Source organism: Thermus aquaticus, assembly GCF_001280255.1.
Lineage (GTDB): Bacteria > Deinococcota > Deinococci > Deinococcales > Thermaceae > Thermus > Thermus aquaticus.
In genome coordinates this window covers 389,468-416,359 of record NZ_LHCI01000106.1, presented here as the reverse complement: position 1 = coordinate 416,359, position 26,892 = coordinate 389,468, and the positions used below count along the sequence as shown (strand labels likewise).

Annotated in this window: 28 protein-coding genes, 2 tRNA genes and 3 pseudogenes; 17 read left to right on the top strand and 16 right to left on the bottom strand. The window is 67.2% G+C overall.

What is annotated here, in order from left to right; genetic code table 11:
* From BVI061214_RS03195 to BVI061214_RS03170, 6 genes are all read left to right on the top strand, one after another.
* On the top strand, positions 1-234 hold a 234-nt coding region (locus tag BVI061214_RS03195), incomplete at its 5' end, for a transposase (RefSeq protein WP_156303286.1).
* 103 nt (positions 235-337) lie between these two features.
* Positions 338-1,354, top strand: coding sequence for an acyltransferase family protein (locus BVI061214_RS03190; protein ID WP_053767261.1), 1,017 nt, complete (start codon positions 338-340; stop codon positions 1,352-1,354).
* The gene (locus BVI061214_RS03185; RefSeq protein WP_248841715.1) at positions 1,351-2,241 is read left to right on the top strand and encodes an alpha/beta hydrolase family protein; all 891 of its coding nucleotides are present in this window, start codon (positions 1,351-1,353) and stop codon (positions 2,239-2,241) included. The genes BVI061214_RS03190 and BVI061214_RS03185 overlap by 4 nt, the downstream gene beginning before the upstream one ends.
* 44 nt (positions 2,242-2,285) lie before the next feature.
* Positions 2,286-2,376 (top strand) — tRNA-Ser (locus tag BVI061214_RS03180).
* 7 nt (positions 2,377-2,383) lie between these two features.
* Positions 2,384-2,476: transfer RNA gene (locus tag BVI061214_RS03175), tRNA-Ser, on the top strand.
* A gap of 39 nt (positions 2,477-2,515) precedes the next feature.
* Positions 2,516-3,178 (top strand): DNA/RNA nuclease SfsA, encoded by a 663-nt coding sequence (locus tag BVI061214_RS03170; protein ID WP_053767260.1) that lies wholly within the window; start codon positions 2,516-2,518, stop codon positions 3,176-3,178.
* Between the two features lie 183 nt (positions 3,179-3,361).
* On the opposite strand, the gene BVI061214_RS03165 is transcribed toward BVI061214_RS03170, so the two are convergent.
* The gene (locus BVI061214_RS03165) at positions 3,362-4,108 is read right to left on the bottom strand and encodes a ZIP family metal transporter (RefSeq protein ID WP_053767259.1); all 747 of its coding nucleotides are present in this window, start codon (positions 4,106-4,108) and stop codon (positions 3,362-3,364) included.
* Positions 4,109-4,260: 152 nt separating this feature from the next.
* Here BVI061214_RS03165 and BVI061214_RS03160 point away from each other — a divergent pair.
* The 3 genes and pseudogenes from BVI061214_RS03160 (at position 4,261) to BVI061214_RS03150 (ending at position 7,517) form a co-directional block, all read left to right on the top strand.
* Positions 4,261-5,287: pseudogene (locus tag BVI061214_RS03160) on the top strand (hypothetical protein).
* Between the two features lie 88 nt (positions 5,288-5,375).
* Positions 5,376-6,158, top strand: coding sequence for a DUF4388 domain-containing protein (locus tag BVI061214_RS03155; protein WP_053767258.1), 783 nt, complete (start codon positions 5,376-5,378; stop codon positions 6,156-6,158).
* A 3-nt stretch (positions 6,159-6,161) separates the two neighbouring features.
* The gene (locus BVI061214_RS03150; protein ID WP_003046533.1) at positions 6,162-7,517 is read left to right on the top strand and encodes an alanine/glycine:cation symporter family protein; all 1,356 of its coding nucleotides are present in this window, start codon (positions 6,162-6,164) and stop codon (positions 7,515-7,517) included.
* 7 nt (positions 7,518-7,524) lie between these two features.
* Here the strand turns inward: BVI061214_RS03150 and BVI061214_RS03145 are convergent, their stop codons facing one another.
* The 5 genes and pseudogenes from BVI061214_RS03145 to BVI061214_RS03125 all read right to left on the bottom strand — a co-directional run bounded on the left by BVI061214_RS03145 (position 7,525) and on the right by BVI061214_RS03125 (position 9,796).
* A complete protein-coding gene (locus BVI061214_RS03145; RefSeq protein ID WP_053767257.1) occupies positions 7,525-7,923 on the bottom strand; it encodes a hypothetical protein in 399 nt (132 codons plus the stop codon).
* Positions 7,924-7,925: 2 nt separating this feature from the next.
* Positions 7,926-8,111, bottom strand: coding sequence for a hypothetical protein (locus tag BVI061214_RS03140; protein WP_053767256.1), 186 nt, complete (start codon positions 8,109-8,111; stop codon positions 7,926-7,928).
* Positions 8,086-8,361, bottom strand: a complete 276-nt coding sequence (locus BVI061214_RS03135) for a hypothetical protein (RefSeq protein ID WP_003046542.1) — start codon at positions 8,359-8,361, stop codon at positions 8,086-8,088. The genes BVI061214_RS03140 and BVI061214_RS03135 overlap by 26 nt, the downstream gene beginning before the upstream one ends.
* A 32-nt stretch (positions 8,362-8,393) precedes the next feature.
* Positions 8,394-8,684: pseudogene (locus tag BVI061214_RS03130) on the bottom strand (YbaK/EbsC family protein); the annotation flags it as partial.
* Positions 8,681-9,796 (bottom strand): M20 family metallopeptidase, encoded by a 1,116-nt coding sequence (locus BVI061214_RS03125; protein WP_053767255.1) that lies wholly within the window; start codon positions 9,794-9,796, stop codon positions 8,681-8,683. The gene BVI061214_RS03125 and the pseudogene BVI061214_RS03130, both read right to left, overlap by 4 nt.
* A gap of 135 nt (positions 9,797-9,931) precedes the next feature.
* On the opposite strand from BVI061214_RS03125, the gene BVI061214_RS03120 reads away from it, so the two are divergent.
* Positions 9,932-11,584 (top strand): 30S ribosomal protein S1, encoded by a 1,653-nt coding sequence (locus BVI061214_RS03120; RefSeq protein ID WP_428843223.1) that lies wholly within the window; start codon positions 9,932-9,934, stop codon positions 11,582-11,584.
* A 52-nt stretch (positions 11,585-11,636) separates the two neighbouring features.
* Here the strand turns inward: BVI061214_RS03120 and BVI061214_RS03115 are convergent, their stop codons facing one another.
* The 9 genes from BVI061214_RS03115 to thrS form a co-directional block, all read right to left on the bottom strand.
* Positions 11,637-12,899, bottom strand: coding sequence for a cytochrome b (locus tag BVI061214_RS03115; RefSeq protein WP_053767253.1), 1,263 nt, complete (start codon positions 12,897-12,899; stop codon positions 11,637-11,639).
* 9 nt (positions 12,900-12,908) lie between these two features.
* Positions 12,909-13,538 carry a QcrA and Rieske domain-containing protein gene (locus BVI061214_RS03110; protein WP_053767252.1) on the bottom strand — a complete coding sequence of 210 codons (630 nt, stop codon included), beginning with the start codon at positions 13,536-13,538 and terminating at the stop codon, positions 12,909-12,911.
* A gap of 9 nt (positions 13,539-13,547) precedes the next feature.
* A complete protein-coding gene (locus BVI061214_RS03105) occupies positions 13,548-14,030 on the bottom strand; it encodes a hypothetical protein (RefSeq protein WP_053767251.1) in 483 nt (160 codons plus the stop codon).
* A 9-nt stretch (positions 14,031-14,039) separates the two neighbouring features.
* Entirely contained in the window at positions 14,040-14,762 is a 723-nt protein-coding gene (locus BVI061214_RS03100; protein ID WP_053767250.1) for a c-type cytochrome, read from the bottom strand.
* A gap of 81 nt (positions 14,763-14,843) precedes the next feature.
* Entirely contained in the window at positions 14,844-15,605 is a 762-nt protein-coding gene (locus tag BVI061214_RS03095; RefSeq protein WP_053767249.1) for a sugar phosphate isomerase/epimerase family protein, read from the bottom strand.
* Positions 15,606-15,608: 3 nt separating this feature from the next.
* Positions 15,609-16,805 (bottom strand): ABC transporter substrate-binding protein, encoded by a 1,197-nt coding sequence (locus BVI061214_RS03090; RefSeq protein ID WP_053767248.1) that lies wholly within the window; start codon positions 16,803-16,805, stop codon positions 15,609-15,611.
* Positions 16,806-16,944: 139 nt separating this feature from the next.
* On the bottom strand, positions 16,945-18,132 hold the full coding sequence (locus BVI061214_RS03085) for an ABC transporter substrate-binding protein (protein WP_053767247.1): 1,188 nt from the start codon (positions 18,130-18,132) through the stop codon (positions 16,945-16,947).
* A 10-nt stretch (positions 18,133-18,142) separates the two neighbouring features.
* Complete coding sequence (locus tag BVI061214_RS03080; protein ID WP_053767246.1) at positions 18,143-18,922, bottom strand: PaaX family transcriptional regulator; 780 nt, start codon at positions 18,920-18,922, stop codon at positions 18,143-18,145.
* Positions 18,919-20,901, bottom strand: coding sequence for a threonine--tRNA ligase (gene thrS / locus BVI061214_RS03075; RefSeq protein ID WP_053767245.1), 1,983 nt, complete (start codon positions 20,899-20,901; stop codon positions 18,919-18,921). Before thrS ends, BVI061214_RS03080 begins: the two co-directional genes overlap by 4 nt.
* Before the next feature lie 88 nt (positions 20,902-20,989).
* Here thrS and BVI061214_RS13285 point away from each other — a divergent pair, with 88 nt between their 5' ends.
* The 7 genes and pseudogenes from BVI061214_RS13285 (at position 20,990) to BVI061214_RS03050 (ending at position 25,831) form a co-directional block, all read left to right on the top strand.
* Complete coding sequence (locus tag BVI061214_RS13285; RefSeq protein ID WP_003049007.1) at positions 20,990-21,160, top strand: hypothetical protein; 171 nt, start codon at positions 20,990-20,992, stop codon at positions 21,158-21,160.
* A 174-nt stretch (positions 21,161-21,334) separates the two neighbouring features.
* Positions 21,335-21,686, top strand: a pseudogene (locus BVI061214_RS12845) (hypothetical protein); the annotation flags it as partial.
* A 76-nt stretch (positions 21,687-21,762) separates the two neighbouring features.
* Complete coding sequence (locus BVI061214_RS03070; RefSeq protein ID WP_053767244.1) at positions 21,763-22,944, top strand: hypothetical protein; 1,182 nt, start codon at positions 21,763-21,765, stop codon at positions 22,942-22,944.
* Positions 22,941-23,372: a hypothetical protein gene (locus BVI061214_RS03065; protein WP_156303211.1), complete on the top strand. Its 432-nt coding sequence runs from the start codon at positions 22,941-22,943 to the stop codon at positions 23,370-23,372. Before BVI061214_RS03070 ends, BVI061214_RS03065 begins: the two co-directional genes overlap by 4 nt.
* Positions 23,356-24,228 carry a metal ABC transporter substrate-binding protein gene (locus BVI061214_RS03060; protein ID WP_053767242.1) on the top strand — a complete coding sequence of 291 codons (873 nt, stop codon included), beginning with the start codon at positions 23,356-23,358 and terminating at the stop codon, positions 24,226-24,228. Before BVI061214_RS03065 ends, BVI061214_RS03060 begins: the two co-directional genes overlap by 17 nt.
* Before the next feature lie 2 nt (positions 24,229-24,230).
* Positions 24,231-25,418, top strand: a complete 1,188-nt coding sequence (locus BVI061214_RS03055) for an outer membrane protein assembly factor BamB family protein (RefSeq protein ID WP_053767241.1) — start codon at positions 24,231-24,233, stop codon at positions 25,416-25,418.
* Between the two features lie 11 nt (positions 25,419-25,429).
* Positions 25,430-25,831, top strand: a complete 402-nt coding sequence (locus tag BVI061214_RS03050; RefSeq protein WP_053767240.1) for a SaoD/DsrE family protein — start codon at positions 25,430-25,432, stop codon at positions 25,829-25,831.
* 64 nt (positions 25,832-25,895) lie between these two features.
* Here the strand turns inward: BVI061214_RS03050 and BVI061214_RS13200 are convergent, their stop codons facing one another.
* Complete coding sequence (locus BVI061214_RS13200; protein ID WP_211256773.1) at positions 25,896-26,402, bottom strand: hypothetical protein; 507 nt, start codon at positions 26,400-26,402, stop codon at positions 25,896-25,898.
* Between the last annotated feature and the right edge of the window lie 490 nt (positions 26,403-26,892).

Below are 26,892 nucleotides of genomic sequence, written 5' to 3'. Positions count from 1 at the left end.
GAGAGGAGTCGGCTCTCCCGAAAGGGGCCTCCTCTTTTGCGAAGGAAGCTTTTCATGGGGGCTTTGGTGGCGGTGCGGCACGACCCGGAGATGGGGGCCTTCTACCGTCGCCTGCTGTCGCGGGGAAAGCGCAAAAAGCAGGCCCTGGTGGCCGTGGCCCACAAGCTTCTTAGGCGGATGATGGGGAGGCTAAGGGAGTACTACGCAGGCCAGTCCCTCCAAGGGGTGGCTTGACAGGCAAGACAGTATCAAAACCAACGTGCGGGCACTTAATGCCACCCCAAAAGCAGGGTGGCCACTTAACGGCTTTCTCAGCCTCCTTGGGGAGAATAGAGGGGTGGAGCGGTTTCCCTGGGTAGAGGTTTTTCGCGGCCTGGCCATCTTGGAGGTGGTCCTGCACCACCTCCTGGGCCGCTTTCTGCGGGAGGTGCCCCCGGAAACACCTCTCTGGTTCCTCCTGGCAGCCTTAAACCGCACCCTCCACTTCGCCGTGCCCGCCTTCCTCTTCCTCACCGCCTTGGTGATCGGGGCCAGCTTCTGGCGCTCCTTCTCCCTGGGGCGCTACCTGCGAAACCGGGCCCTAAGGCTCCTCTGGCCCTACCTCCTTTGGAGCGGGGTCTACCTGGCCTTCCGCTACTGGGATTACGGGGTCTTCCAGCCGGAGCGCATCCCCCACCAGCTCCTCTGGGGCAAGGCCTACTTCCACCTTTACTTTCTGGCGGTGGCCCTCCAGCTCACCCTTATTCTGCCCCTCTTCCTCCCCATGGTGCGGGGGCGGGTCCACGGGGGCTGGTTTCTCCTCCTGGGCCTAGGGGGCACCCTTCTCATCTACCTCCTCAACCGCCACTACCGCTTCCTGCCCTATCCCGGGAGCTTCGTCCTATGGTACCTTCCCGCCATCGCCTTGGGCCTTTACCTAGCGAGCCGCCTGGAGCTTCTTCCCCGCTTCCTCCGCCTCTGGCCCCTGGCCCTGGGCCTGGCCTTGCTGGGGCTTGGCCTTTACCTGCCCCTGGCCCTCGAGGCCCTGCAGAAGCGGCCCGTCAACACCATGCACTACCAGCTGGCCCACTGGCTCTACACCACGGCCATGGCTTTCCTCCTCCTGGCCCTGGCCCACCGCTTGGCCCAGACTCGCTGGCGGCCCCTTCTGGCCTTTCTGGGCCGCTACTCCCTGCAGATCTACCTCCTCCACCCCATGGTGGTGCGCCTCTTGGAGAAAAACCCCACCTTCCCCGAACCCCTGGGCCTCAAGCCCGCCTTTTTGATCTACCTCGTTCTGGTCCTAGGCCTCCCTCTGCTCCTGGCCCACCTTCTAGACCGGGTCCGGGCCTCTCTCCTCCTTTTTGGCCGATGAGGCGCCTCTGGCTTCTCCTTCCCCCCCTTGTCCTGGTCCTCTTGGGGCTTCTTACGCCCCCGCCTCTGGTCTGGGAGGGGGAGGGGGTCCGGTACCGGCGGGCGGGGGTAGGCCTCTTCGCCCAGGTCTGCCGCCCAAAGGGACCGCCCCAGGGAGCGGTTCTCCTGGTCCCCGGGGGGTTTGGCCCCCCCACGGCCAGCATGCTGGCCCGGTGCCGGGCCTGGGCGGAGCGGGGCTTTTTGGGCGTGGTGCCCCACCTGCGGGGCCGTGGCAAGAGCGGGGGGAGGATCACGGGCTGCCTGGAGGAGGCGGAGGACCTGGCCCACCTGGCCCGCCTTCTCCCGCGGCTTGGGGCGGACCGGCACGCCTATGCGGGTTACTCCTTGGGGGCCTGCGTGGCCCTCAAGGCGGCGGCCCTCGAGGGGAAGGCCAGGGGGGTGGTCTTCGCCATCGGCCCCATGGACTTCGCCGAGCAGGTGGCCATCCTGAGGCGAAGCCGCCCCAAGGCCCTTTCCCGCTGGCGGGAGATCTTCGGCGACACCCCGGAGGCCCTGGCCCGCCAAAGCCCCCTACCCTACGCTTCCCGCCTTCGGGCCCCCCTCCTCGTCCTCCAGGCGGGCAACGACCCCCTGATTCCCCCCACCCAGTCCTGCCGCCTCCGGGACGTGCGGGAGGCCATGGGGCGGCGGGTCCACCAGGTGGCCCTGACCCGGGAGGGGGAGGTTTGGACGGGGCCCCTCACCAAGGGCCGGGCCTGCCTCCGGCCCACGGGCTTTGGCCCCGAGGAGGACGACCACCTGATCCTCTTCCCGGACCTGCACCACACGGTGATCCCCGCCATGGAAGCCCTGTCGGAGCGGTTCCTCCTGGCCTGGATGCGCCCTTGACAAGCGGGAGGGTTTCCGCCATAGTTAAGTTTGCGGCCAGTCCTGGAGGGTTGGCCGAGCGGTTGAAGGCGGCGGTCTTGAAAACCGCTGTGGGCCTTGCGCCCACCGGGGGTTCGAATCCCTCACCCTCCGCCAAAGCCATGGAGAGGTGGCCGAGTGGTCTAAGGCGGCACCCTGCTAAGGTGTTGCACCGGGAAAACCGGTGCCGCGGGTTCGAATCCCGCCCTCTCCGCCAAAAAGGCCCGGGGCAACCCGGGCCCTTTATCTTTAGGGCGTGGTCCTGCCCCTGCCGCCCCTTCTGCCCTGCCGCTTCCTGAGGCGCAAGGGCCGCTTCCTGGTTGAGGCGGACGTGGGGCCTTTGCACCTGCCCAACTCCGGCCGCATGGCCGAGCTCCTCATCCCCGGCGCTCCTTGCCACTACCACCCCAAGCCCAGCCCCAAAACCCTGGGCCGGATGGTCCTGGTGGAGAGCCGGGGCGTGCTGGTGGGGGTGGACGCCTCCTTGGCCGAGGACCTTTTGGAGCAAATTCTTTTTTCGGGGCGCTTTGGGGCTTTGGAGGCCCTGAGGCGGGAGGTGCGCCTCGAGGGCAAGCGGCTTGACTTCTGGGCCCGGCTTTCTGGGGAGGAGGTCTTCTTGGAGGCCAAGAACTGCAATCGGGTGGAGGGCGGTCTGGCCCTTTTCCCCGACGCCCCCACAAAGAGGGGGGCCTGGCACCTCAGGCTCCTCGCCCGCCTGGCCCGCCAGGGGAAGGGGGCCTACGCCGTCTGGATGGTGCAGCACCCCCTGGCCCAAGCCTTCGCCCTGGACCCGGAGGACCGGGGGCTCCTGCAGGCGGCCCAGGAGGCTAAGGAGGCGGGGGTGGAGCTTTTGGCCTTCCGGGTCCGGCCCAGCCTAACGGCCCTCCACTTGGAAAATCCCCTTCCCTGGGCCACCTAAGCGCCCGCGCATGGGTTTCGCAACGTGAGGTGCCCAAGTCGGGGCTAAGGGCTTTTCTGGGGCCCCCGCCGCGGCTTTTGCCGCGATGGGGTACTTATCCTGTTTCCTTCGGCATGCCTGGTAACTTCCCCAGGAACCTTTTGCCGGGGCCCCCATGCTGGCTTGGGCCAGCATGGGGTGGTATTAGCCCCCCAGGAGGATCTGGAAGGCCACCATGAGGGCTGCTGCCAGGGTGAGGACCGTGGCCACGCCCTCGGCCTCCGCCTCCTTGAGGGCGTCGGGGAGGATCTCCGCCACCGCCATCCAGATCATGGCCCCGGCGGCGAAGCCCAGGCCCACAGGTAAGGCGGGCTTGAAGACCTCCACGAAGAGAAAGGCGGGCACGGCCATAAGGGGTTGGGGCAGGCTGGAGAAGACGCTCCACAAGGCGGCCCCCAGGACGCTCACCCCCCTAGGGATGAGGACCAGGCTGATGGCCAGGCCCTCGGGAATGTTGTGGATGGCGATGGCCAGGGTGATGAAGACCCCCAAGGCCTCCCCGCCCCCGAAGGCCACCCCCACCCCCACCCCCTCGGCGAAGGAGTGAAGGGTCATGATGCCCACGATCATGAGGGCTTTGCGGGCGTCCAGGCCATTCATGGAGCCGAAGCTCACCTCCCTGCCCTGGAGGTAGCGGTGGGAGAGCTGGATGAAGAGGAGGCCCAGAAGGATGCCGAGAAGCGTCCTGGCGAGGCTGTAGTGAACCCCCTCGTAGATGAGGCCGAAGCTGGCGGAAAGCATGAGCCCGGCGGCGGCGGCGTGGGCCAGTCCCAGGTGCCGCCTGAGGACGTTTTGGGTGAAGAGGAAGGGGAGGGCTCCAAGCCCCGTGGCCACCGCCGTCAGCAGGGCGTAGAGAAAGACGGTCCAGGGGGATATAGGCAAGGGTTCCATGGCCGTTAGTTTAACGCAAGTGAGTACTGTTAGCAATAAGCCAGTCCTGCGCCAAAAATAGCCCACAACCTAGCACACCATCTCTCTTCTGCACCGACCTTAAACAACGGCGCAGGAATGCGCCTGCGGCAAGGGTGCCGAAAGGCGGTAAAATGCGGTCCGGAATGCCCAAGGCTGAGCCTTCCAAGGTCTTCCAGGGTGTCCACGCCCGCCTGGTCTTCCTCAAGGAAGAAGACGAACAGGCCGTCCTGGACCTCATGCGTCGCTTCTCCAGCGCGGTGAGGTTCGCTTACCAGCGCCTTCTGGAAGGGCGGGATCGGAAAGAGCTCAAGCGGCGAGGATAGTCCCCTCTGCAGGCTCTTCGGCCTCAACACCCGCTACGCCGATGGGGCCATAGAAAAGGCCCAGGCCGCCCTGGACTCTGCCCGGGAACTGGGCCAAGACCCCCGCAAGGTGGTCTTCGGGGGCAGAAAGCTCTTTGAGCAACTCACACGGGGACACCTATCAGGTAAAGCGCTTCTAGCCCTCAAGCGGGCGTGGAAGGAAAGGAGGCAAGGCTTCCTCTACTCCCGGGGTGACGCCGCCAAGAAGGGCAACGCCAACCTGCGTTTGGAACCCGGGGACGGTGCCCTCTGGCTCCGGGTCAACCTGGGAAACGGCGCTTATGTCCGTGCCCTCAAGTACGCCCCAGGGCTCTCCCTCTCCAAGGACGTGGCCGCGGCCTACGTCATTGGCCGTAGAGCCCTGGGGTTTGAGGAGAAGCTTCCCAAGGGGTACGAGGCGCTCCTCAAGGACAATGCGTTTCTCGCCCACGTCCAGGGGTTCTACGGGAACCACCTCCAGGAACTCCAAAAGCTCAAAGAGGCGGAGAAGAACCCCTACCACAGGCGGAGGCTTTCCCGGGACCTGGGGAAGGCCAAGGCCGCCCTGACCCTCGTCTCAAGCCTTCAGGGCTCGCCGGGGAGCCGGAAGGGGGTAACCAAGGGAAGGAACCCCTCCGGCGCCTATCCCTGGCGGGTCCTGAGGGTAGGCCTTTTCCTTCCCCTTCTCGGGCTTGAGGTGCCCAGGGACCTTTCTCCCCTCAAGCCCATCCTGCACGGATCGTGGAAGGGGTGGAAGATAGGCTCAGGTCCTCATCCTGGTGGAGGGCCGGAGTGCGCTAATGTGCACTTCAAGTGACTAGGTGAAGCCGTGGAGCAGAAGGAGGTTCACACCTCAGGATACCCCGCCTGGACGGCTAGGGAGGGGTGTGGTAAAACAGGGGGGAATGCTTTCGGGCAACCTGGCAGAGTTCCCCTTTCCTTCCCTGGTGGGCGCCCTCATGCAAGCGGGGCGCACAGGGCGGCTTTTCCTCCGAGCCCCCTTTCTGGAGGCCGAGGTCTATCTGAGGGGCGGCCAGGTGCTCCACGCCCGGGTCCAGGCCGGGGGGCGGGCCCTCGAGGGGGAGGAGGCCTTGGACCTCCTGGCCGGGCTCAGGCGGGCCTCCTTCACCTTTGAGCCCGAGGTTCTTCCGCCCCACACCACCCTCTTAGGGGGGCTCGCCGTCCCCGCCCGCCTGGCGGAGGCCCAGGCCGCTTGGGAAAAGCTCAACCTCCCCCCGGACTGGGGGTATGTCTTGCGGCTTGGGCCGGGGGGTGGGGAGGTGGAACTTCCCCCGGAGGCCTTGGGGGTCCTGGCCCAGGTGGAGGGGAAGCGCATCGCCGAGGTGCTTCTGGCCCCGGGGCCCTTGCGGCTCGCCCGCGTCCTGAACACCCTTCTTGGCCTGGGGGTCCTCGAGGCCGTCCCAAAGCTGGCCCTTCCTCCCGTCTCCCTTCTGGTCCTTCCCATCTACGGCCCGGGAACGGGGGTCGCCTACGTGGACGAGCCCCTTTACGCCCAGTGGGCCCGGGCCATCCGCCACGGGTTCCGCCTGAGGCTAAACCCCTCGGGGGCACTCATGGAGGTGCGCCCCAGGCCCAACATCCCCGGGCGGCTTGGGCTTCTGGAGGAGGACCTTAGGCGCCTCCGCCTGCGCCGGGGGGATAAGGTGGAAGTGGTGCCGGAGGTGTAGGCTATGGACATCCTGACCCTGAACGAAGGTCTAAACCGCATCGTTTACGGCTTCCCTATGAAGCTGGTCTTCCTCCTGGTGGGGGCTTATCTGGTCATCTTCCAGATCCGTTGGTTTAGCGCCCCCCTGCGGATGGTCCGGGTTTCCTTCAGCGAGACCCTGGGGGCCATCCGGGAGCGGGCCTACGGCTTTGGCGGCCAGATCACCCCCTTCCAGGCCACCATGGTGGCCCTCTCGGCCACCATCGGCACCGGCCACCTCCTCGGCATGCTGGCGGCGATCCTTCTGGGAGGCCCCGGGGCCGTCTTCTGGATGTGGCTGGGCTACTTCTTCGGCACCGGCACCAAGTTCGCCGAGGCCACCCTGGCCGTGCACTACCGCCGCCGCTTCGCCGACGGCTCCGTCTCCGGTGGGCCCATGTACTACCTCTCCCGCGGGCTTCCCCGCCTCCGCTTCCTGGGCCACCTCTTCGCCTTCTTCGCCGCGCTGAGCGCCTTCGGCATCGGCAACCTCTCCCAGGCCGGAGCGGTGGGCGGGGCCCTCGCCCCCCTGGGGGCTCCCCCGGCCCTGGTGGGCCTCTTCCTGGCCCTGCTGGTGGGCGTGGTCCTGGGCGGGGGGATCGTGCGGGTCGCCCGCTTCGCCCAGGTGGTGGTGCCCCTCAAGCTCCTGCTCTTCCTGGTGGCGGTGGGGCCCCTTCTCGCCCTCTACGGCGGGCGCCTTCTGGAGGCCCTGGCCCTGGTCTTCCGGGCCGCCTTCAGCCCCGAGGCCGCCTTAGGCGGGGCGGCGGGGTACAGCCTCTTCGCCGCCATCAACGCCGGCCTGGGCCGGGGCATCTTTGCCAACGAGGCCGGGCTGGGCTCGGCGGCCATCGCCCACGCCCAGGCCCAGGTGGACCACCCCGTGCGCCAGGGCTTCTGGGGGGTCACGGAGATGTTCATAAGCTTCCTGGTGACCTCCCTCACCGCCCTCACCTTCATCGCCTCGGGGCTTTGGCAAAAGGGGGGAAGCGCCGCCGAGGCCGCCCAGGCCCTCTTCGGGGCCCACCCTCTGGGCGGGGTGGCCCTGGCCCTCACCGTGGCGGTCTTCGCCCTGGGGACCATGGTGGCCTGGGGCTTTTACGGCGAGGAGGCCGCCGCCTTCCTCTTCGGGGAGGGGATCCGCTGGCCCTACCGCCTCACCTTCGCCACCCTGGCCTTCGTGGGGCCTTTGGGGGGCCTCGAGGCCTTCCTGGCCATCTCCGACACCTTAAACGGCCTCATGGCCATCCCCAACCTCCTGGGCCTGGTCCTCTTGGGCGGGGTGGTGGGGCGCCTGGTCTACGGCTTCTTCCGCGGGGAGCCCTGGGTGCCGCCCCGTTGAGGGCCCCCTAGCGAAAGAGAGCCCTAATGGCCTTTTCCAGCTCCTCCCCAGCCCTTTTGTCCAGGGTGAGCTTGACCTTGAGGGCCACCCGCAGGGCCTCCTCCTCGAGGGTCTCCCGACTCTCGCAGGCCTGAAGCCGCTTAACAAAGGGCTCAGCCCAGGGGCCCAAGCGGGTTTTAAGGAGGTCCACCAGCTTCCCGCAAAGCTCCTTGGGGCCCTCCACGGGGAGGATGAGGCCCCGCTTCAGGAGGTTTGCCAGAATCAGGTAGGCGCCTTCTCCCAAACCGCTTTCCCGCACCACCTCTTCCTCGGTGCGCCGCCCATCGCAGAGGGTGTAGACCCGCCACTCCTCGGGGGTGGGCTTCCAGTTGCCCTCGGGGGGGGTGGGGTTGCGGCGGAAGACCATGGCTAAAGGGAGGCCACGATGGCGTCCACAAGCCTCAGGACCAGGTAGACGAAAACCGCTCCCAAGAGGAGGATGAGGGAGAGGAGGAGAAGGAGGAGGCTAGAGGGCTCCTGCCAGGTGAGAAGGAGGACCCCCAGGTAGGCCAGGGCGAAGACCCTAACTCTACGCCCACTCCCGGATGGGCACAAGCTCCCCGCCCTGGACCTCCTTGCGCACGGGGCGGTAGCGGCGGTCAAACCAGATCAAAAGCACCGCCCGGTCCAGGCTCCTGGGGGCCACGATCTCCTTGCGCACAAAATAGCCCGTTTCCGTGGGGGAGATCTCCATGCTCTTGGAAAGCCTGATCTCCACCACCTCCCCGCTCCTGGTGCGCACCCGTACCCGGAAGGCCAGGGGTCCTTCAGGCTTCACATGGGGGTCCCTGCGGAAAAACCACACGGCTACGCCTCCTTTAAGTCCGCCACCTGGGCCCCGGTGAGGGCGAGGAGCTCCTCCGGGGTAGCCCGGCGCAAGGGGCTTCCCACCAGGGCCTGGGCCTTACCCAGGTCCAGGCGGTTTTTTCCGCTCACCAGGAAGAGATAAGCCCCTCCTTCCCCCATGAAGACCAGGCTCTTCACGATCTGGCCCACCCCGGCCCCCACCGCCCTCGCCGCCTCCTCCGCGGTGCGGGTGGAGGCGGGGAGCTCCACCACCCGGAGGTGGGGGAAGCCCAGGGCCTTCAGGGCCTCCTGGACCTTTTGGGCGGAAGGGGAGAGGGTCATAGGGCGTAGAGGAGCTCGGCCAGGAGGGCGACCCGCCTAGGGATCTCCGGCACCACCACGTACTCCGTCTTCTGGTGGGCGTCCCCGCCCAAAAGCCCCAGGCCGTCCAGGGTGGGCACGCCCAGATGGGCGGTGAAGTTGCCGTCGGAGCCGCCCCCCACCCGGCCCGGCCTTAAGGCGAGGCCCAGGCTTTCCCCGATGGCCCGGGCCTTTTGGAAGAGGGCCAGGCTTTCCGGGGTGGGCTCCATGGGGGGGCGGTTGAGCCCGCCCGAAAGTTCCAGCCTCGCCCCCGGGAGGACGGGGGTGAGGGCTTTAAGGCCTTCCTCCACCCGCCTGGCCTCCTCCAGGGTCCAGACCCGGAGGTCAATCTCCACCTCGGCCGCCTCGGCCACCACGTTGGAGACCGTGCCGCCCCGGACCACGTTGGGGCCCAGGGTGGTGCCCTTTTCCCGGTCCTCGAGGGCCGCCACCCTGAGGATCTGGTGGGCGAGCTCTAAGACGGCGTTCACCCCCTTCTCCGGCTCCACCCCCTGGTGGGCGGCCTTCCCCAGGGCCTTCAGGCGGTAAAGGCCCACCCCCTTGCGGGCCACCTTCAGGTCCCCTTCCGCCGTGGGGGGCTCCAGGACCAAGGCCGCCCGGGCCTTTTTGGCGGCGGCCTCAATGAGAGGGCGGCTTTCCGGGGAGCCCACCTCCTCGTCGGGGGTGAAGAGGATCTCCAGGGCGGGGAGCCTCCTTCCCGTGGCCTCGGCGTGGCGCAGGGCGTAGAGGAGGGCGATGATGCTCCCCTTCATGTCGTAGACCCCCGGGCCGATGGCCTTCTCCCGCTCTAGGCGGAAGGCCTCTGGGAAGCTCCTCTTGGGGTGGACGGTGTCGTAGTGGGTGAGGATGAGGACAGGCTTCCCTTCTCCTTCCCGTTTTAGGAGGAGGACGGGGCCTCTTGGGGTGTCCTTGCGGGAAAGCCGGCCCGTAAGGGGCCCAAAGGCCTCCTCCAAAAAGCCCGCCGCCTCCTTCAGGCCCAGAAGGTCCCCGGAGGGGGACTCCCGGCGTACGAGGGCCTCGAGGTCCTTGAGAAAGGCGGGCAGGTTGGCCTTCATCCATTCCCAGGTTTCCATGGCCTCATTATGCCTTGGGGGCGGGAGGCCTATGCCCCTTGGCAAAGAGCACCCCCCGTGGTATAAAGGAGGGGTATGCCCTTCGGGGCCGGCTCACACGGGAGGGGGAAGTAGGGTTCTCCCCCGCCTTTTCGTGTGAGCGCGCCTAGAGCGCCCGCCTTCTTCAAGAAGGCGCGTAAGGAGGAAAGAGGCGGCATGGAAGAAAAGGCGACCCAGACCCCAGAAAAGACCTTCAGCATGGAAGAGGCCCTTCAGGAGACCGAGGCCCGCCTGGAAAAGCGGGTGCGCCCCGGCCAGGTCCTGACGGGCAAAGTGGTCTTTGTGGGTTCCGAAGGTGTGGCGGTAGACATCGGCGCGAAGACGGAAGGCATCATCCCCTTCAACCAGCTCACGGAGAAGCCCCTCTCCGACGAGGAGCTAAAGGGGCTCCTCAAGCCGGGGGATGAGGTGCGGGTCCAGGTCCTCAAGGTGGACCCCGAGACCGGGCAGATCCTCCTTTCCCGCAAGAAGGTGGAGGCCACGGAGCACTGGGACCGCATCCAGGAGCTCTATGAAAAGGGCGAGCCGGTCACCGTCACCGTCAAGGAGAAGGTCAAGGGGGGCGTGGTCGCTGAGCTGGACGGCGTACGGGCCTTTATTCCCGCTTCCCAGCTGGACCTGAGGCGCATTCCCAACCTGGACGCCTACGTGGGCCAGCAGCTCCTGGTCAAGATCATTGAGTTCCACCGCAAGAAGGGGCGGGTCCTCCTCTCCCGCCGAGCGGTTTTGGAAGAGGAACAAAAGAAGGCCAAGGAGGCCTTCTTCCAGAGCCTGGAGCCCTGCCAGGTGGTGGAGGGGACCGTCGTGGATGTGACCGACTTCGGGGCCTTCGTCAACCTGGGCCCGGTGGACGGCCTAGTCCACCGCTCCGAGATCACCTGGGGCCGCTTCAACCATCCCCGGGAGGTCCTGCACAAGGGGCAGAAGGTGCGGGCCCAGGTGGTGTCCGTGGACCCCGAGAAGGAGCGGGTCAACCTCTCCATCAAGGCCCTCATCCCCGACCCCTGGTCCACGGTGGCGGAGAAGTACCCCGTGGGCACCCGGGTCCGGGGTAAGGTGGTGGGCCTCACCCACTTCGGGGCCTTCGTGGAGGTGGAGCCGGGCCTCGAGGGCCTGATCCACATCTCCGAGCTCTCCTGGACCAAGCGCCCCAAGCACCCCTCCGAGGTGGTGAAGGAGGGGGACGAGGTGGAGGCCGTGGTCCTTCGGCTGGACCCCGCCGAGCGCCGTCTCTCCCTGGGCCTCAAGCAGACCCAGCCCGACCCTTGGCAGCAGTTGGTGGAGAAGTATCCTCCCGGCACCGTGGTCAAGGGGAAGATCACCGGGGTCACCGACTTCGGGGTCTTCGTGGAGCTGGAGCCTGGCATGGAGGGGCTGGTCCACGTATCCGAGCTGGACCACATCCGGGTGGAAAACCCCGCCGCCCTCTTCAAGAAGGGGGACGAGATGGAGGTGGTGGTCCTCAACATTGACCCGGTGGAGCAGCGCATCTCCCTCTCCCGCAAGCGCCTCTTGCCCCCGCCTCCCCCCAAGGCGGAGGAGCGCCCCCGCCGGGCCAAGGGCAAGGAGGCTCGGGGCAAGCGCAAGCCCAAAGGCCGCCCGGAGGAGCGCCGGGAGTACGAGTACGGGGCCGTGGCCGAGTACACCCTCTACGACGCCACCGCCGTACCCACCGCCAGCGCCAGCGTGAAGCTGGGCGACCTCTACGGGGACCTCCTGGCCAGCCTGAGCCTGGAAGAGGAGAAGTAGGAAGCGGTAAAGAAAGCCCCCGCCCTTAGGCGGGGGCTTCCGCTTTCCGAGCTTAGAGGGCTTTTTCTTCCTCCTTCTTCCCGTAGAAGATCCGCATCAGGGTGTAGGCGAGGAAGAAGGTGAGGAGGGGGCCGCCCAGAACCAGGGTCCACAAGACGGCGTTGTTACCGAGAAGGGAACCCTGCTGCTGGAAGTCAATCTTGTAGCCCGCCAGGGTGCTCATAAGGAAGAAGACGAGGAGGGCCAGGATGGCGCTGGTGCGCACCGGATGCTCCGAGGGGAGTTCCATGTAGCGCATCTTGTCCTTGCGGGTGTCCACGAAGGGGAGGAGGAGGGCCACGATGCCCAGAATCCCGGGAATCAGGACCCCGCCGATGAACTCAGGGCCAACGGTGGCCCCGAAGAGCTGGAACTGCCAGCTTGCGGGGATGATCTGGAGAAGCCCGTAGAGCCAGAGGAAGTACCAGTCGGGCTTCACCGCCGGGGTGTTGGGGGTTGGGGGGCCGAAGGCCTCCACGGGGTGGGCCAGGAAGGCCCCGGCGATCATGGTCATGATGCCCACGTAGAGGGCGAAGAGAATGCCCATCATGACCATCTGCTGGGGGTACATGGGCACGCCCAGAATCTTGCCCGGGGCCACGCGCTCGGCGTAGCGGGGCTGGGTGTGCTTCTGCTTGATCATGATGGCCAGGTGGAGGCCGATCAGGGCCATAAGGAGGAGGGGAAGCCAGAGGACGTGGAGGCTAAAAAGCCGGGGGATGGACCTCTCGGAGCCCGGGAACTCTCCTCCGAACATGACCTCGGCGATGGTCCCTCCCACCCAGGGGATGGAGGCGGCGATGCCGTAGCCGATGCGGGTGGCGGTCACGGCGTAGTTGTCGTAGGGGAGGGCGTAGCCGGTGAAGGCGGTGACCACCGCCAGGCCCAAAAGGGCGAGGCCCACCAGGTAGTTAAGCTCCCTCGGCTTCTTGTAGGCCCCCGTGAGGAGGATCCGGAGCATGTGCAAGAAGGCGGCGGCGATCATCACGTGGGCCGACCAGTGGTGGAGGCTCCGGATGACAGCTCCGAAGGGGAGGCTGTCTATGTAGAGGATGCTGGCGTAGGCGGCGGGCACCGTGCGTCCGTCGGGGAGCCGGACCTCGCGGATGGAAGGCTCGTAGTTCAGGGTGAGGAAGACCCCGGTGAGCACCAGGACCACGAAGGCGAAGAGGGTGATCTCCCCCAGGAAGAAGGAGTGGTGCACGGGGAAGGCCTTGCGCAGGACCTTCTGGTAAAGGGAGGTCAGGTCTAAGCGTTCGTCCAGCCACTTGTACATGCTTCCCTCCTAGACGCGGCACTGGCCGCCGGCCTCGGCCTTGACCCCCACCTCGCCCAAGAACTCCCCGGCGGCCACCAGAACCTCGTTCTCCACCTTGAGGGGGAGCTGGGGCACGGGCCGGGGCGGGGGCCCGGCGATGACCCTGGCCCCCTGGGCCAGGTCAAAGGTGCCGCCGTGGCAGGGGCAGAGCCCCGCCTTCTTGTCGGCCACCCACTGGCTGATGATGCACCCCAGGTGGGTGCAGACGGCGGAGTAGGCCACCACGCCTTCCACGGCGTGCTGGGCCACCTCGGGGGAGAGCTCCTCGGGGCTGTAGCGGGCCACCAGAACGGTGTTCTTGGCCTCGCCGCTCTTCACCACCTTGGTCTTGGGGTCCATGGGGTAGGCCAGGACGAAGGGATCCCCGGGCTTCAGCTCCTCGAGGCGGATGGGCTTGGGCTCACCGCCCCCCTGGGCGTAGACCAAGATGTCCCCGGCCTTCAGGGGCTCCTTCTCGGGGGTGACCTCCTTCTTGGGCCTGAGGCTCGCCCCCACGTAAAAGGCGGACACTAGGGAAAGGCCGATGCCGGTGCCGATGGCGGTCTTGATGAAAAGCCGCCTTCTTGAAGTTCTTAAGCGGATCTCGCGCTCGTCCATGGCTTCTCCTTACCAGGGAAACTCGCTCTTTTCCTCTTCGGTGATGACCTCGTCGCGGCCGAAGAACTTCTTGTAGATGCCAAAAAGGGCGGCCACCACCAGGCTGATGCTCCCGAAGACCAGGCCCTGGAGCCAGGTGGGGTTGTGCCCCGTCTGGCCCGAGTAGATGATGAGGCGCGCGAAGAAGCCGGAAAGGGCGGTGAGGAGAAGGACCAGGACCACCCCCGCCGCCACGGGGGCGGTGGAGGGGGTGGGGAAGTGGCGGCCCGGGCGGAGCTCAACCCCCTCCAGCCAGTAGGAGACGAGGCCCATGAGGCCGTAGAGGAGGAGGACCGCCCCAAAGGCCATAAGGCCGATTTGGCCCACGGAAAGCTCCTCTGGGGTGTGGCCCAGAAGGCGGGCGATGTGGAGCCCGTCCAGGTAGGCCATGTAAAAGAGCCCCAGGGCCAGGATCAGGCTGAAGGTGGGGAGGATGGGGTCGTTCCGGTACATGCTACCCCCTTACTGCATCGGGCCGAAGCTGTTGCCGAAGCTGTTGCGGATGTAGGTGGCCACCGCCTTGAGCTCCTCTTCCGTGAAGCCGGCGCCCACGGCGGGCATAGCCCCGCGGCCGTTCTTGACCACGTTGAGGATCATGGCGGCGTCCTTCAGGTTGGCGTTCCCCGCCAAGGCCGGCATAACGGGGGGCATCCCCTGGCCGTTCGCCCCGTGACAGGCGGCGCAGTTGGCCTCGTAAATGGCCTTCCCCTTTTCCATGAGGGCGGAGTCCACGCCGGCGGGCTGGGCGGAGGCTTCCCCGTGGGGGGCTTCTTTAGCGGGGGGAGCCACCTCGGCCACGATCTTCTCCGCCGCCGGGGAGAGGGCGAAGTAGGCCCAGATGCCTCCCAGGACCACCACCAGGGCCACGGCGTACCAAATGGGGTTGAAGCGGACGGGCTCCACGGGGAGGTCGGGCTCGCCCACGGCCAGGCGGAGCTCCACCTCCCCCGCCACCTCCCCTCCCTCGTCCAGGCCCACCACCAGCACGTCGGGGTAGTTGTTGACGGTGAAGGGGATCTCCCTTATCTCCTGGCCTCCGCCCCGGAAGTGGGTGACCACCTTGAGGGTGTGCTCCCCGTCCGGGATCTTGCGGGTGTCCAGCTTGAGGCGGTAAGGGGGTTCCTTTAAGACCGCCAGGGGTTCCTCGGTCCCGTCCAGGTAGACTTCGATCCGGTCTACGACCATGCTGCCTCCCTTTTGTGAAGAGGGGTACAAAACCCCACCCCACCACTATAAGCCCCTAGGGGCAAGGACATATGTCCTAGGTTAGGCCATCCCCTTTAGGCGGGCTACGCTCTTCTGCACGCCCAAGGCCCCGCCCCCCACCTCGAGGGCCGCCGTCCCCCCAAAGCCCTTCAGGAAGGGAGCGAGCCTAGCCCAGGGGACGCTTCCCGCACCCACGGGGAGGTGGTCATCCTTCTGACCGTGGTTGTCGTGGAGGTGGAGGTGAAGGAGCCGGTCGCCCAGCGCCTCCAGGTAGAGGAAAGGCCCCCTGGGCCCAAGCTCCACCAGGGCGTGGCCCACGTCCAGGCAGAAGCCGTACTGGGGGAAGCGGTCCAGGAGCTCCTTTAGCCCCTCCGGGCCTTGGATGAGGTCCTCCTCCGAGAGGGCCAGGTTCTCCAAGGCCACGGGGAAGGGGAGGGGAAGGAGGGCGGTGAGGGTCCGCTCCAGGGCCTCCCGGGCCAGGGCCAGGGCCATGGGGTGGCAGATGGGGACCTGGCCGGTGTGCAAAACCCCTACCCTGGCCCCCAGGGCCTCCCCGAACTCCAGGGCCTTGAGAAGGCGCTCCTCGGCGAGCTTGCGGACGCTCGGGATGAGGCTGGCCGGGTTCAGCTCCACGAAGGGCAGGTGGAGGGTGAACCCCACGCCCAAAGCCTCTCCTGTGGCCCGGAGGCTTCTGGCCTCGGGCAGGGGCAGGGCCTCGTGGAGGTCGTAGGCCACCTCCAGGTCCAGCCCGAGCTCGGCCGCCAGGCGGAAGGCCTTCTCGTAGTCCAGCTCGGCGTTGAAGGGGCTAAAGCCGAGGCGCATGGTTCACCGGATGACCTCGGCCTTCCTCTGGGCCTCTTCCAGGGCCTTCCTGGGGGGGACGCCCCCCTTCAGGCTCCTCTCCAAAGCCTCGGCCAGAAGGCTGGCCCAGGCGGTGAACTGGGGCTCCTTGGGCCGTTCCTGGGCGTGGGCGATCTGCTCAAAGGCCACCTTGCGGAAGGGGTTCTCCCGGTAGAAGCCCTCGAGGAGAGGGATGGCCGATTTGCGCACGGGGACGTAGTAGCTGGCCTCCACCCAGCGGGCCACGTTCCTGGGCTCCATGAGGTACTTCCAGAACTCCAGGGCCCCCCGGACCTGGGCCTCGGAGGCCCCCTTTAGGACCACCAGCTGGGCCCCGCCCATGGGCACCTTCCCCCCGGGCTCCCGGGGCACGGGGGCCACGCCCAGGGTGAAGGCGAAGGAGAAGTTCTCGGCGGCGGGCCAGTTGGCGATGGAGGCCATGACCATCATCCCCTTGGTGCGCACGAAGTCCAGCTGGGCGAAGGTGGCCTCGGCCATGCTGCGGGCGGAGAGGGCTCCGGCCCGGTTGAGCCGGTCCAGCATCTCCAGGGCCTCGAGGGCCTCCTTGGAGGTGAGGTTGGGCTTTCCGTCCTTGACCAGGTTCCCCCCGCGGCTCGTCACCATGGCCTCAAAGAGCCAGGCCTGGGGGTCGGTGACGAAGATGAAGCCCTTGGCCTGGCGGGAGGAGAGGGCTTTGGCGGCCTCCTCAAACTCCTTCCAGTTCCTGGGGGCCTTGAGCCCCTTGGCCCGGAAGGCGTCCAGGTTGTAGAAGAGGACGGGGGTGGAGGTGTTGAGGGGCAGGCCGTACCGCTTGCCCTCCAGAAGGCCGTAGTTCCAGGCGGGCTCAAAGAGGTCCTCCAACAGGGCTCGGTCCAGGTTCAGGTAGGGGTCCAGGGCCAGGGCCCGCCCTTCGGCCACCAGGCGGGGGAAGAAGGAGATCTCCGCCTGGAAGAGGACGGGGGCGGTCCCGGAGCGCAGGGCGGCCACCAGCTTGGTCTCCCCGTCCCGGTACCCCCCCACGTACTGGGGCAGAACGCGGTAGCGGCCGTCCTTGGCGGCGAACTCCTGGGCGAAGTCGGCGAGGAGGCGACCCGCCGGGCCGTCCATGGAGTGCCAGAAGGGGACCTCCACCTGGGCGAGGGCGGGAAGGAGGAGGAAAAGGAGGGCCCAAAGCTTTTTCATGTGGGGGATTCTACCACCCCTCGGTCAAAGGCAGGTCATACCCTCGTTTTCTGTTTCCTTCGGCCCACCATGCCTGGTGACTTCCCCGGTAACCTTTTGCCGGGGCCCCCATGCTGGCGCAAGCCAGCATGGGGTGGCATCAGCGCCGCTCCACGGCCAGGGCCTTCCTCTGGGCCTCTTCCAAGGCCACTTGCGGCTTTACGCCCTGCTTCAGGCTTCGCTCCAGGGCCTCCTCCAGGTAGCTGTACCAGACCACCAGCTCCGGGTCCTGGCTCCAGGGGCGGGCCACCTCCGCCTGGGCGAAAAGGGCGGCCCTTTCCGGGTCCTTCAGGAAGTCGGAAAGCTCCTTCTCCGCCTCCTTGCGCAGGGGGAGGTACCAGGTGGTCCGCACCCAGGCCGCCTGGCGCCTGGGGTCCAGGAAGTGGCGGAAGAAGGCCACCGCTCCCTGAGCCTGCTCGGGGCTCGCCCCCTTCAGGACCACCAGCACCGCCCCGGAAAGGGGCACCCCTCCCCCCGGCTCCCGGGGCAGGGGGGCCATGCCCACCCCGAAGGGGAGGGCGGTCTGGGCCAGGACCACGGGCAGGGCGGTGGTGGGGCCGATGCCCATGAAGGCCTTGGTGCGCAGGAAGTCGGCCACGGCGAACTGGGCCTCGGCCAGGTTCCTGGCCTGGGCGTGGCCCTTCTGCACCATGCGGTAGAGCATCTCCAAAGCCGCCACCACCTCCTTGGAGGTGAAGGCGGGAAGCCCGTCCTTGACCAGGCTCCCCCCCAGGCTCATGACGATGGCGTTGAAGCTCCAGATGTCGGTGGAGATAACCATGCCCTTGGCGGTGCGGCTTGCCAGCCTGGAGGCCGCCTCCTCCACCTCGGCCCAGGTCCTGGGAGGCCTCAGGCCTTTGGCCCGGAAGGCGTCTTTGTTGTAGTAAAGGGCGGGCACGGAAAACCCCAGGGGGAGGCCAAAGGTTTTGCCCTTCACCTGGACCGCCCGCATCATCTCCGGGTAGAGGTCCCTGGGCAGGTCCTTCAGGTAGGCGTCCAGGGGGATGGCCGCCCCCTCCTGGGCCAGGCGGGGCAGGAAGGAGAGCTCCCCGTGGAAGAGGACCGGGGCCCCCCCGGCCCTGAGGGCGGAAAGGAGCTTCACCCCCGCCTCCCGGTAATCGCCCACGTAGCGGGCCTCGAGGCGGTAGGCCTTCTGGCTTTCGTTGAAGCTTCGGATGGCCTCCTCTAAGACCTTGTCCCCCGGTGGGCCGGCGGTGTGCCAGAAGGGGATGCTGACCTGGGCCAGGGCCAGGGAGGCCAGGAAAAGGGGAAAGGCGAGCCCTCTCATCCCCCAAAGCTTACCCGGGCCTGGGTGAGAGGGCTGAAAGGGGAAGGCCGAGCTCCTTTAGGAAGGGTTGAGCCCGCTCCTTAAGGGCCTCCCTCAGCTCCAGGAAGCGCCGCCTGGCCCGGGGGCCGGGGAAGCCCTCGGGGAGGAGGGCCTCCGGCAGAAGGGGGTCCAGGAAGAGGACCTTGCGCACCTCGTGGGCCAGCCGGGTGAGGGCCCGGAAGGCCTCCACGGGGTCTTCGGGGAGGTGGGCTTCCAGGGGGAGGCTCTGGTAGTGGGCCCGGGCGGCCTCGAGGGGAAAGGCCCGGAGAAGCTCCTCCCCCTTGCCCAGAGGCCGCCCCTTAAAGAGGGTGGCAAAAAGGCCGTAGAAGCCGAGAAGCTCCTCCGTGGCCCTGGGGTCGGCGCTGGCCCCCAGGTAGACCCCGCTTTGCAGGCTCCCGTAGCCCAGAAGGGCCATCTCCCGCCGGAAGCGCTCCCTCTCCCCCCGCTCCCTGGGGCCTTCCGGCAGGACCAGGAGGAAGCTCCCGTCCCAGGGGGGAAGGGGCTCGTAGAGGCGGCGGCGTACCTGGCGCACCTGCCAGAAGACCCGGTCGGAGAGGGCGTAGTGGACCACCCGGCCCCGCCTTTCCGGCGCCACCCAGCCCCGCCTGGCGCTCCGGGAAAGGGCCGCCCGCACCGCCGCCTCCGAGAAGCCCAAGGCCTCCATCATGGCGATGAGGGCCTTAAGGGGCGCCCGCCTTTCCGGGTAGACGTGCTCCACGAAGAGGGTGAAGATGGTGGAGCGGGCCCTCATCCGAAGACGGGTTCCAGCCGCCTTTCCCGGTACTCCCTGAGGGCGCCCTCCACGAAGGTGAAAAGGGGCATGACCCCCAGGTTGCCCCGGTGGCGGCGGCGCACGCTCACGGCGCCCTCGGCCTTCTCCTTCTCCCCCACCACCAGCACGTAGGGGACCTTCTTCAGCTCGGCGTCCCGGATCCGGGCCTGCATCCTCTCGGGCCTGGTGTCGGCCTCGGCCCTGAGGCCCGCCTCCTTGAGCCTATGGGTTACCTCCAGGGCGTAGTCCTCCTGCTTTTCCGATACCGGCACCACCACCACCTGCACCGGGGAAAGCCAGAGGGGAAAGTCTCCGGCGAAGTGTTCTATGAGGATGCCGATGAAGCGCTCCAGGGAGCCGAAGGGGGCCCGGTGGATCATGACCGGGCGGTGCTCCTCCCCGTCCTTCCCCACGTAGGTGAGGCCGAAGCGTTCGGGGAGGTTGTAGTCCACCTGGATGGTGCCCAGCTGCCACTCCCGTCCCAGGGCGTCCTTGACCACGAAGTCCAGCTTGGGGCCGTAGAAGGCGGCGTCCCCCTCCTCCACGGTGTAGTGGAGGCCGGCCTCGAGGGCCGCCTCCTCAATCTGCCGCTCGGCCAGGGACCACCGGGCCTCGTCCCCCACGTACTTGTCGCTCTTCGGGTCCCGGGTGCCGATGCGGGCCCGGAAGTCCTTTAGGCCCAGGGTGGCGAAGACCTTGAGGACCAGGTCCAAGACCCCAAGAAACTCCCCCTTCACGTCCTCGGGGGCGCAGAAGATGTGGGCGTCGTCCTGGGTGAAGCCCCGGACCCGGGTGAGGCCTAAAAGCTCCCCCGCCTTCTCGTAGCGGTAGACGGTGCCGAACTCGGCCAGGCGCAGGGGAAGCTCCCGGTAGGAGCGCTTCTTGTGGGCGTAGATGCGGATGTGGTGGGGGCAGTTCATGGGCTTGAGGAGGTACTCCTCCTCCTCGCCCCGCTCCTTGAAGCTGATGGGGGGGAACTGGCTTTCGGCGTAGTAGGGGTAGTGGCCCGAGGTCTTGTAAAGCTCCAGGCTGCCGATGTGGGGGGTGGTGACCAGCTGGTAGCCCCGCTTGATCTGCTCCTCCCGCATGAAGGCGATGAGCTCCTCCCGGATCACGTTGCCCTTGGGAAGCCACAGGACCAGACCCTTGCCCACCATGGGGTCAATGAGGAAAAGCTCCAGCTCCCGCCCCAGCCGGCGGTGGTCCCGCTTCTTGGCCTCCTCCAGCTGCCAGAGGTACTCCTTGAGCTCCTCGGCGGTGCGGAAAGCCACCCCGTAGACCCTCTGGAGCATGGGCCTCCGCTCGTCCCCTCGCCAGTAGGCTCCGGCCACGTGGGTCAGCTTGAAGTGGGGGGGGATCCTGCCCGTGGAGGGCACATGGGGGCCCCGGCAGAGGTCGGTGAAACCAAACGCCTCGTCCCCCTGCTGGTAAAAGCTGATTTCCTCGCCCTCGGGGAGGTCCAGGATGAGCTCGGTCTTGTAGGGGTCCTTGCCCTGGTAGCGGGCCAGGGCTGCCTCCCGGGGGAGGACGTAGCGCTTTAAGGGGAGGTCCCGCCTAAGGATCTCCCGCATCTTCTCCTCAATCTGGGGCAGGTCCTCGTCGGAGAGGGGCTCAGGGGCGTCTATATCGTAGTAAAAGCCCTTTTCAATGACCGGGCCCACCCCAAGCCTCACGCTCTCCGGGTCGTAGCCCTTCTCCCGGAAGAACTCCTTGACCGCCTGGGCCAGGACGTGGGCCAGGGTGTGGCGGAAGAGGAGCTGGTACTCGGGGTCCTTCTCCGTCAGGATGCGCACCGTGGCCCCCGGCGGGAGGGGTTTGAGGAGGTCGTAGACCTCCCCGTTCACGATGGCCCCCACCGCCCTTTTAGCCAGCCCGGGGCCGATGCGCTCGGCCACCTCCTTGGCGGTGGCCCCCTCGGGGACCTCGAGGGCCTTCCCATCCGGCAGGTAAACCGTCATGGGCCTTACTATACCCCCTTTTCCCGCTCCGCAGCTGGGTTTGCCTTGCAAAGGTCGGGATAATGGGTGTATATTCATTCCTACCCTGATGGGCAAGCGAGGCTTCCTTCGCAGGGAGGCAAGCCCCAAGGAGGTGCTGGAACACTGCCTGCGCCTGGCCCGGGAGGTGGCTCCACCCACCCCCAAGGGCCAGCGGGGCCGCCCCTGGCGCTACGACCACGGCCTTTACCTGGCCCTTCTTCTCAAGGTGTTCTCCTGACGGAGAAGCAACTTCCGCGCCTTCTTCCACCTCACCTACCGCAAGACGGAGGCTCTGCTTCAGGACCTCATGGAAGCCCCCTTCCCCTCCCATCAGTCCTTGGTCTGCTACGCGGTACAGCGCCTGGACCTCAAGCTCCTGGAGGCCCTACTGGAGAGGCTTTCCCGGGAGCTGGTCCGGGGGCACGCGCGGCTTCTGGCCCTGGTGCGGTGGGAGAGGGAGAGGAGGTTGCTCCTGCCCTGGGGTGGGGTGGCGGGGAGAGGTTACGCCCCGGACCCCCGGCTTGGGGGGAAGGCCAGGGAGGGGGCGCGGGTACGGGCGCGGGAGGGGTGGGACTCCGAGGTGTACCGGTTTCGCGGGGTGGTGGAGGGGTTGTTTGGGGGGATGAAGACCTGGCTGGGGGGGCCTACCTTTGGGGAAGCCTTGGACGGCCATGGTGCGGGCGTTTTTGGAGCTCATCGCCTGCGGCCTTAGGGTCCTTCTCTCCCTTCTGCCGCCGCCCCCTGGGTACGAGGCGGTTTGCTAGGCAAGCCCACCTGGGAACGGAGGCCTGCTTGACTTGATAACGCATTCTCAGTATTATCACCCCTGGAGGTGGAGGCATGTTCCGCAGCGCCCTCTCAGCCCTTTTCTTGACCCTCGTTTCCCTAGGCCTAACCCACGGCGCGGTCCCCGAGGCCCCAGAGGCCTACAGTTCCGAAGCCCGGCTCTTTGCTCTGGACAACCGCCCGCAGCACGCCCGCCTCCTGGCCTTGGACCTCCCTAGAGGCCAGGTGGTGGCCGAGCTCAGCCTTCCCCCAAGGGGGATGAGCCTGGTGGCCACCCCTTCGGGCCGGTACCTCCTGGTCTCTCGGGGCCGGGACACAGACCGGCAGTGGCTCACCGTGGTCTGGACCGGCAAGGAGGAGGGACGCTGGAGCCGGCCGGTCATCGCTAAGAGCCTCCTTCTGGGGCGGGGGTGGAACATCGGCCACGGGAGCGAGGCCTACACCCACGGGGGGCGGCTCCTGGCCTTTGCCGAACGGGACGCCGTGGCCTTCCTGTTCTCCGAGGAGGGCCTGGCCCCCGAGGCCGCCTTCCAGGCGGAAAGGGTCCGGCTTCCCAACCCCGACCACTACCACGTGGTGGAGGCCCCTGAGGGCACCTACCTCACCCTCTTGGCCCGGGGGCAGGTGGTCCTCTACCCCAAGGGCCTCGGGGGGGAGGAGGCCGGGCGCTTCCCCTGCCCCCTGGAGCACGGGGAGGCCTTCCACCCGGAGACGGGCCGGAGCTTCTTCGCCTGCGCCCGGGACGTTCTGGTCCTGGAGGGGGGCAAGGAGCGGGCCCGCCTGGCCTACCCCGTGGCCGGGGAGCGGATCGGAGCCTTCCTGAAGGGTGAAGGGGCCTTCTTCGGCTACTCCGACGGGGTGAAGCACCTCCAGCGCCTGGACCCCACGACCCTTAGCCTTACCCCCATCCCCCTGGGCGGGGTCTTCATCCGGGGAAAGTCCGATGGGAAACGGCTCTACATCCTCCTCACCGACGGCAGGCTCCAGGTACGGGAAGCCAGGAACGGGAACCTTCTCAAGGAGGTGCGGGTAGCGGCCAAGCCCTATCCTGAAATGGACGAGGACACGGGCGGGGCTATCTATCCCGACATAGCCCTCTGGCCCGAGAGGGGCCTCGCCTACGTGAGCCTGCCCCACCTGGGCCTGGTAGCCGAGGTGGACGTAGAGCGCGGCCGTGTGGCCCGCTACCTGCGGACCGGGGGTAACCCCACCCGCCTGGTCCTGGTCCGGCCATGAACCCCATGCCCGTGGTCATGTACCTCATGGGCCTCGAGGCCGAGCACGGCCTCCTCACGGAGCTGGGCTTCGCCAAGAGGCCCCACCCCGAGGGGATAGGCTCCAGCCTCTACCTAAGGGAAGAGGCCCTCCTCCACTCCACCGGCCTCTGGTACCGGGGGGTTCTCTACCACCGCCCCAGGGAGCGCTTCTACCGGGCTCCCATCCCCCCCTATCCTCCGGCGGTCCACCCCGAGGCCGAACCCCTGGACTTCGCGGAGGGCCTAGCCCACTTCCTCCCCTTCTTAAAGGCCTACGAGGACGCCGTGGCCCAGCTTCGGGGAGAGGGGCGGGAGCGCTTCCTCAGGCGGCTTCCCCCGGGAGCCAGGCGGCACCTCAAGGACTGGAAGGCCTTGTTCGCGGGAGGCACATATGCGCAGGCCTCTTAGCCTTTTGGCCTTGGCCCTGGGCTTAGCCCTGGCCCAGGCCCCGGTTGTGGCCACTACCCCGATCCTGGCCAGCATCGCAGGGGAGGTGGCGGGGAACCGGCTCCAGGTGGAGAGCGTGATCCCCATGGGGGCGGACCCCCACGCCTTTGACCTCCGGCCCTCCGTGGCCCTTCAGATCTCCCGGGCGAGGCTCCTTATCGCTAATGGACTGGGGCTGGAGCCCTACTTACCCAAGCTTAGGAACCTCCTTCCCCGTGGGGCTCGGGTGGTGGAGCTGGCCCCCCGGATGCCGGACCCTATCTGCGGCCTCCTGGGCCTCCGGGAGAAGGGAGTCCATCTCCACGGGGATTGCGACCCCCACATGTGGCTGGACCCTGCCTACGGTGTGCGGTACGCCGAGGAGCTGGCCAAGGAGCTCTCAGCCCTAGACCCCCGGGGAAGGGAGATCTTCCATAGAAACTTGGAGGCCTTCCGCAAGCGGGCCATGGAGGAGGATGCGCGCCTCCAAGCCTGCCTTGGGGAAAGGCGGCTTAGGGTGGTGGTGGCCCACCTTGCCCTTTCGTATCTGGCCCGCCGCTACGGAATGGAAATCGTAGGGGCCCTCCGCGACACCCACGGGCGGGACGAGGGGGTGCGGTCCCGCATCGCCCTCATCCGGGAGGCGGAGCTTAGGGGCGTGGACCTGGTGGTGGCCGAGCCCCAGTACGACCCTGGCCCCCTGCGCCTCCTGGCCCAGGAACTGGGGGCCAGGCTGGTGGTCCTCTACACGGATGTCCTGGACCGGAGGGTGCCCAGCTACATGGAGCTCCTCCGTTGGAACCGGGAAAGGATCTGCGAGGCGGTGAAAGGAGGTTAGGCATGTGGAAGAAGGTGGTCAGACAGGTTTTGGATATAGCGGTCCTGCAGGTTTTAGGCGTAGCGCTCCTGGGCCTTGCCCTAGCCCACGGTGAGGAAGAGCTCTTCACCCGCATCGCCGTGGCCGACGCCAAGGCGCCTGTGGTGGTGGTGCTGAACGAAGACGGCAAGGAGCTGGGCCGGTTTACGGTGCCCTCTCCCGCTACGCTCTACCCCGTACCCGGAGGGCAGTACGTTCTCACGGTCCACACCGAGGGCAACGCCGTGGGTTTCCTCTGGGGCGGCCTGCGCCTGGAGGACCACGGCGACCACAGTGACGTGAAGGAGGAAAACCCTTACGTGGCCGCCACCTTGCGCACCGGGCCCAAGCCCGCCCACGCCTTCGTAAGCCGGGAGTGGGTGGCCGTCCATCACGACGGGGACGGAACCGTGGCCCTCTTTGACCTCCGGCGGCTGGGCGTGGAGTTTACACCGCGCCTTATCCCCACGGGCGGCGCGGACCACGGGTCGCTGGCTGTTTTGGGGGAGGCCCTTCTGGTGGGAGGCATGGAAAGGGGCCGCCTCGAGGCCTACACCCTGGGGGGCCAGCGGGTCCTCGCCTTCCCCCAGGCCTGCCCCGGCCTTCATGGCCAGGCTGTCTTAGGGGAGTGGGCGGCTTTCGGCTGCGCTGACGGCGTCCTCCTGGTGCGGAGCCAAGGTCGGGGCCTAGTGGCGCAGAAGATCCCTAACCCGGCCAACGCTCCCCAAGGGGCCCGGGTAGGACGCCTGGTGGCCCACCCCAACCAGCCCTTCTTTGTGGGCAACTTCGGCCGCGGCTTGGCCTTCATCCACCCCCGGGAGGGCCGCATGGAGCCCTTCCCCCTCCCCGCCCCGCCCTGGCGCTCCCCCTACTCCATCCGCTTTGACCTCGAGGGCGAAGCCCTTTATGTGCTCACCGAGGACGGGAAGCTCCACAAGATAGACCCCGGGGCCAAGCGCCTCGTCTGGAGCCTGGAGGCCGTTACCCCCGCCAAGGAAGGGGCCCCTCGGGTAGGGATGGCCGTGGCCCACGGGGTGGCCTACCTCACCGACCCCCAGAAGGGGGAGGTGGTCAAGGTGGACCTGGAGGAGGGGAAGGTGAAAGCCCGCTTCCAAGTCGGAGGGGCGCCCTCGGGCATCGCCCTTTTCCAGGTGGAGGGAGTGAAGCACTGAGGAGGTGGGGGATGCGAGTGGCCTACATCCTGGCAAGCCCGCGGGCCGCCAGCCACAAGCTGGGCCAGATGATCCTACCCCAGCTGGAGGCGGGGATCCACGGCGTGGAGGTGGCAGGCATCTTCTTCTTTGACGACAACACCATGGTCTTGCAGAAGGGGAACCCCATTGGGGAGAGGCTCGCTCGGGTGGCCCGGGAGAAGGGTATCCTCCTCATGATGTGCGACTCGTGCGCCCTGGAAAGGGGTCTGGCCACCGGGGAACCCCGGTGGTGCACCCCAGGAGGGGAAGGGCGGAAGGAACCTGGGGACTGCCGGGTGGCCCCCCACGTGGTGGAGGGAGTGGAGGTGGGGTGCTTCCCCGACCTCTACGCTGCCTTGGCGGGCAAGGTGGACCAGGTGATCACCCTCTAGGGGGAAGGGAAACCCCGGGGGCGGCGGCCCCCGGGGCGGTTTTTGGGGCTAGGCGGCCCCCTTTTCACCCAACCTCCCTCCTCTTCTCCAAACCCTCCCATCCTGCTGTCAAAAGCCTATAGCTGTGGCGGGCCAGGCGGAGAAGATTTAGGTCGCAAAGCCCGAACTTCTGCCGGAGCCCCCTGAGGTGAAAACGGACCTGGTGCCCCTGCATCCCCGTGGCCTGGGCGAGATGAGTGGTCCTTAAGGAGCCCAGTCTGCCCATAGCCTCCCAGAGAACCCGCTCCCCAGGCCTCAGGGCAAGACCTGTCTGGCCCCGAAGGAGAGCCCGGGCCAAGCTCGTCGGATCGTCCTTGCGGGTAAGGAAAACCCAGTACCGGGCATCCCAGGCCCGGATGCCCTGAGGGGTCCGCCAAAGGACCACCTGGCCCTTCTCCATGTGCTCCAGATCCGCCAGAGCTTGGCCGCCTTCTTCTCGCCAAAGGACCTCAATCCCGTGCGCCATCAAAGCCCCCGCTACCAGGGCGTAAAGCTCCAGCTCACTCGCAAAGAGGGTAACCCGCAACGCCACCACCTCCCTTCGTCCAAAAGCCGAACCTTCCCAAAACCACCGCTTGGACGTGGGAGGGGGGCGGGGGGCCAAGACTTCCGGGAGGGGCTGGGAGTGGCCCAACCTGGCGAGGGGCTTAGCCCTAAGCCCCCTCGAGGGCCCAGAGGGGACCGGCTCCTCCACGAAAGGGAGGCCCGGGGCCACCTGAAGGCCGCAAAAGAGGGAGTGCTCCAGCGGCTTTTCCTCCCCCGGTGCCTGGCACAGGTCGGAACGAAGGGAAGGGTTTTGCACCTGCATGAGGTACATCTGCAGGGCCACCCCGGTGGAAGACGCCAGGGTGAGGGCTATGTAAAGCCCAACCAGGAAAAGCCTTTTGGAGCTTTTGGATAGCACCTCACACCCCAGGGTAGGGGGTCAAGGTGGGACGTTTGTCCTTTTTCCCCGTAAGGTTAGGTGCCCCTGGCACCTGCCCTACCCTAGGCGTAGGGTCCAACAGTGGGGACCTTCAAAT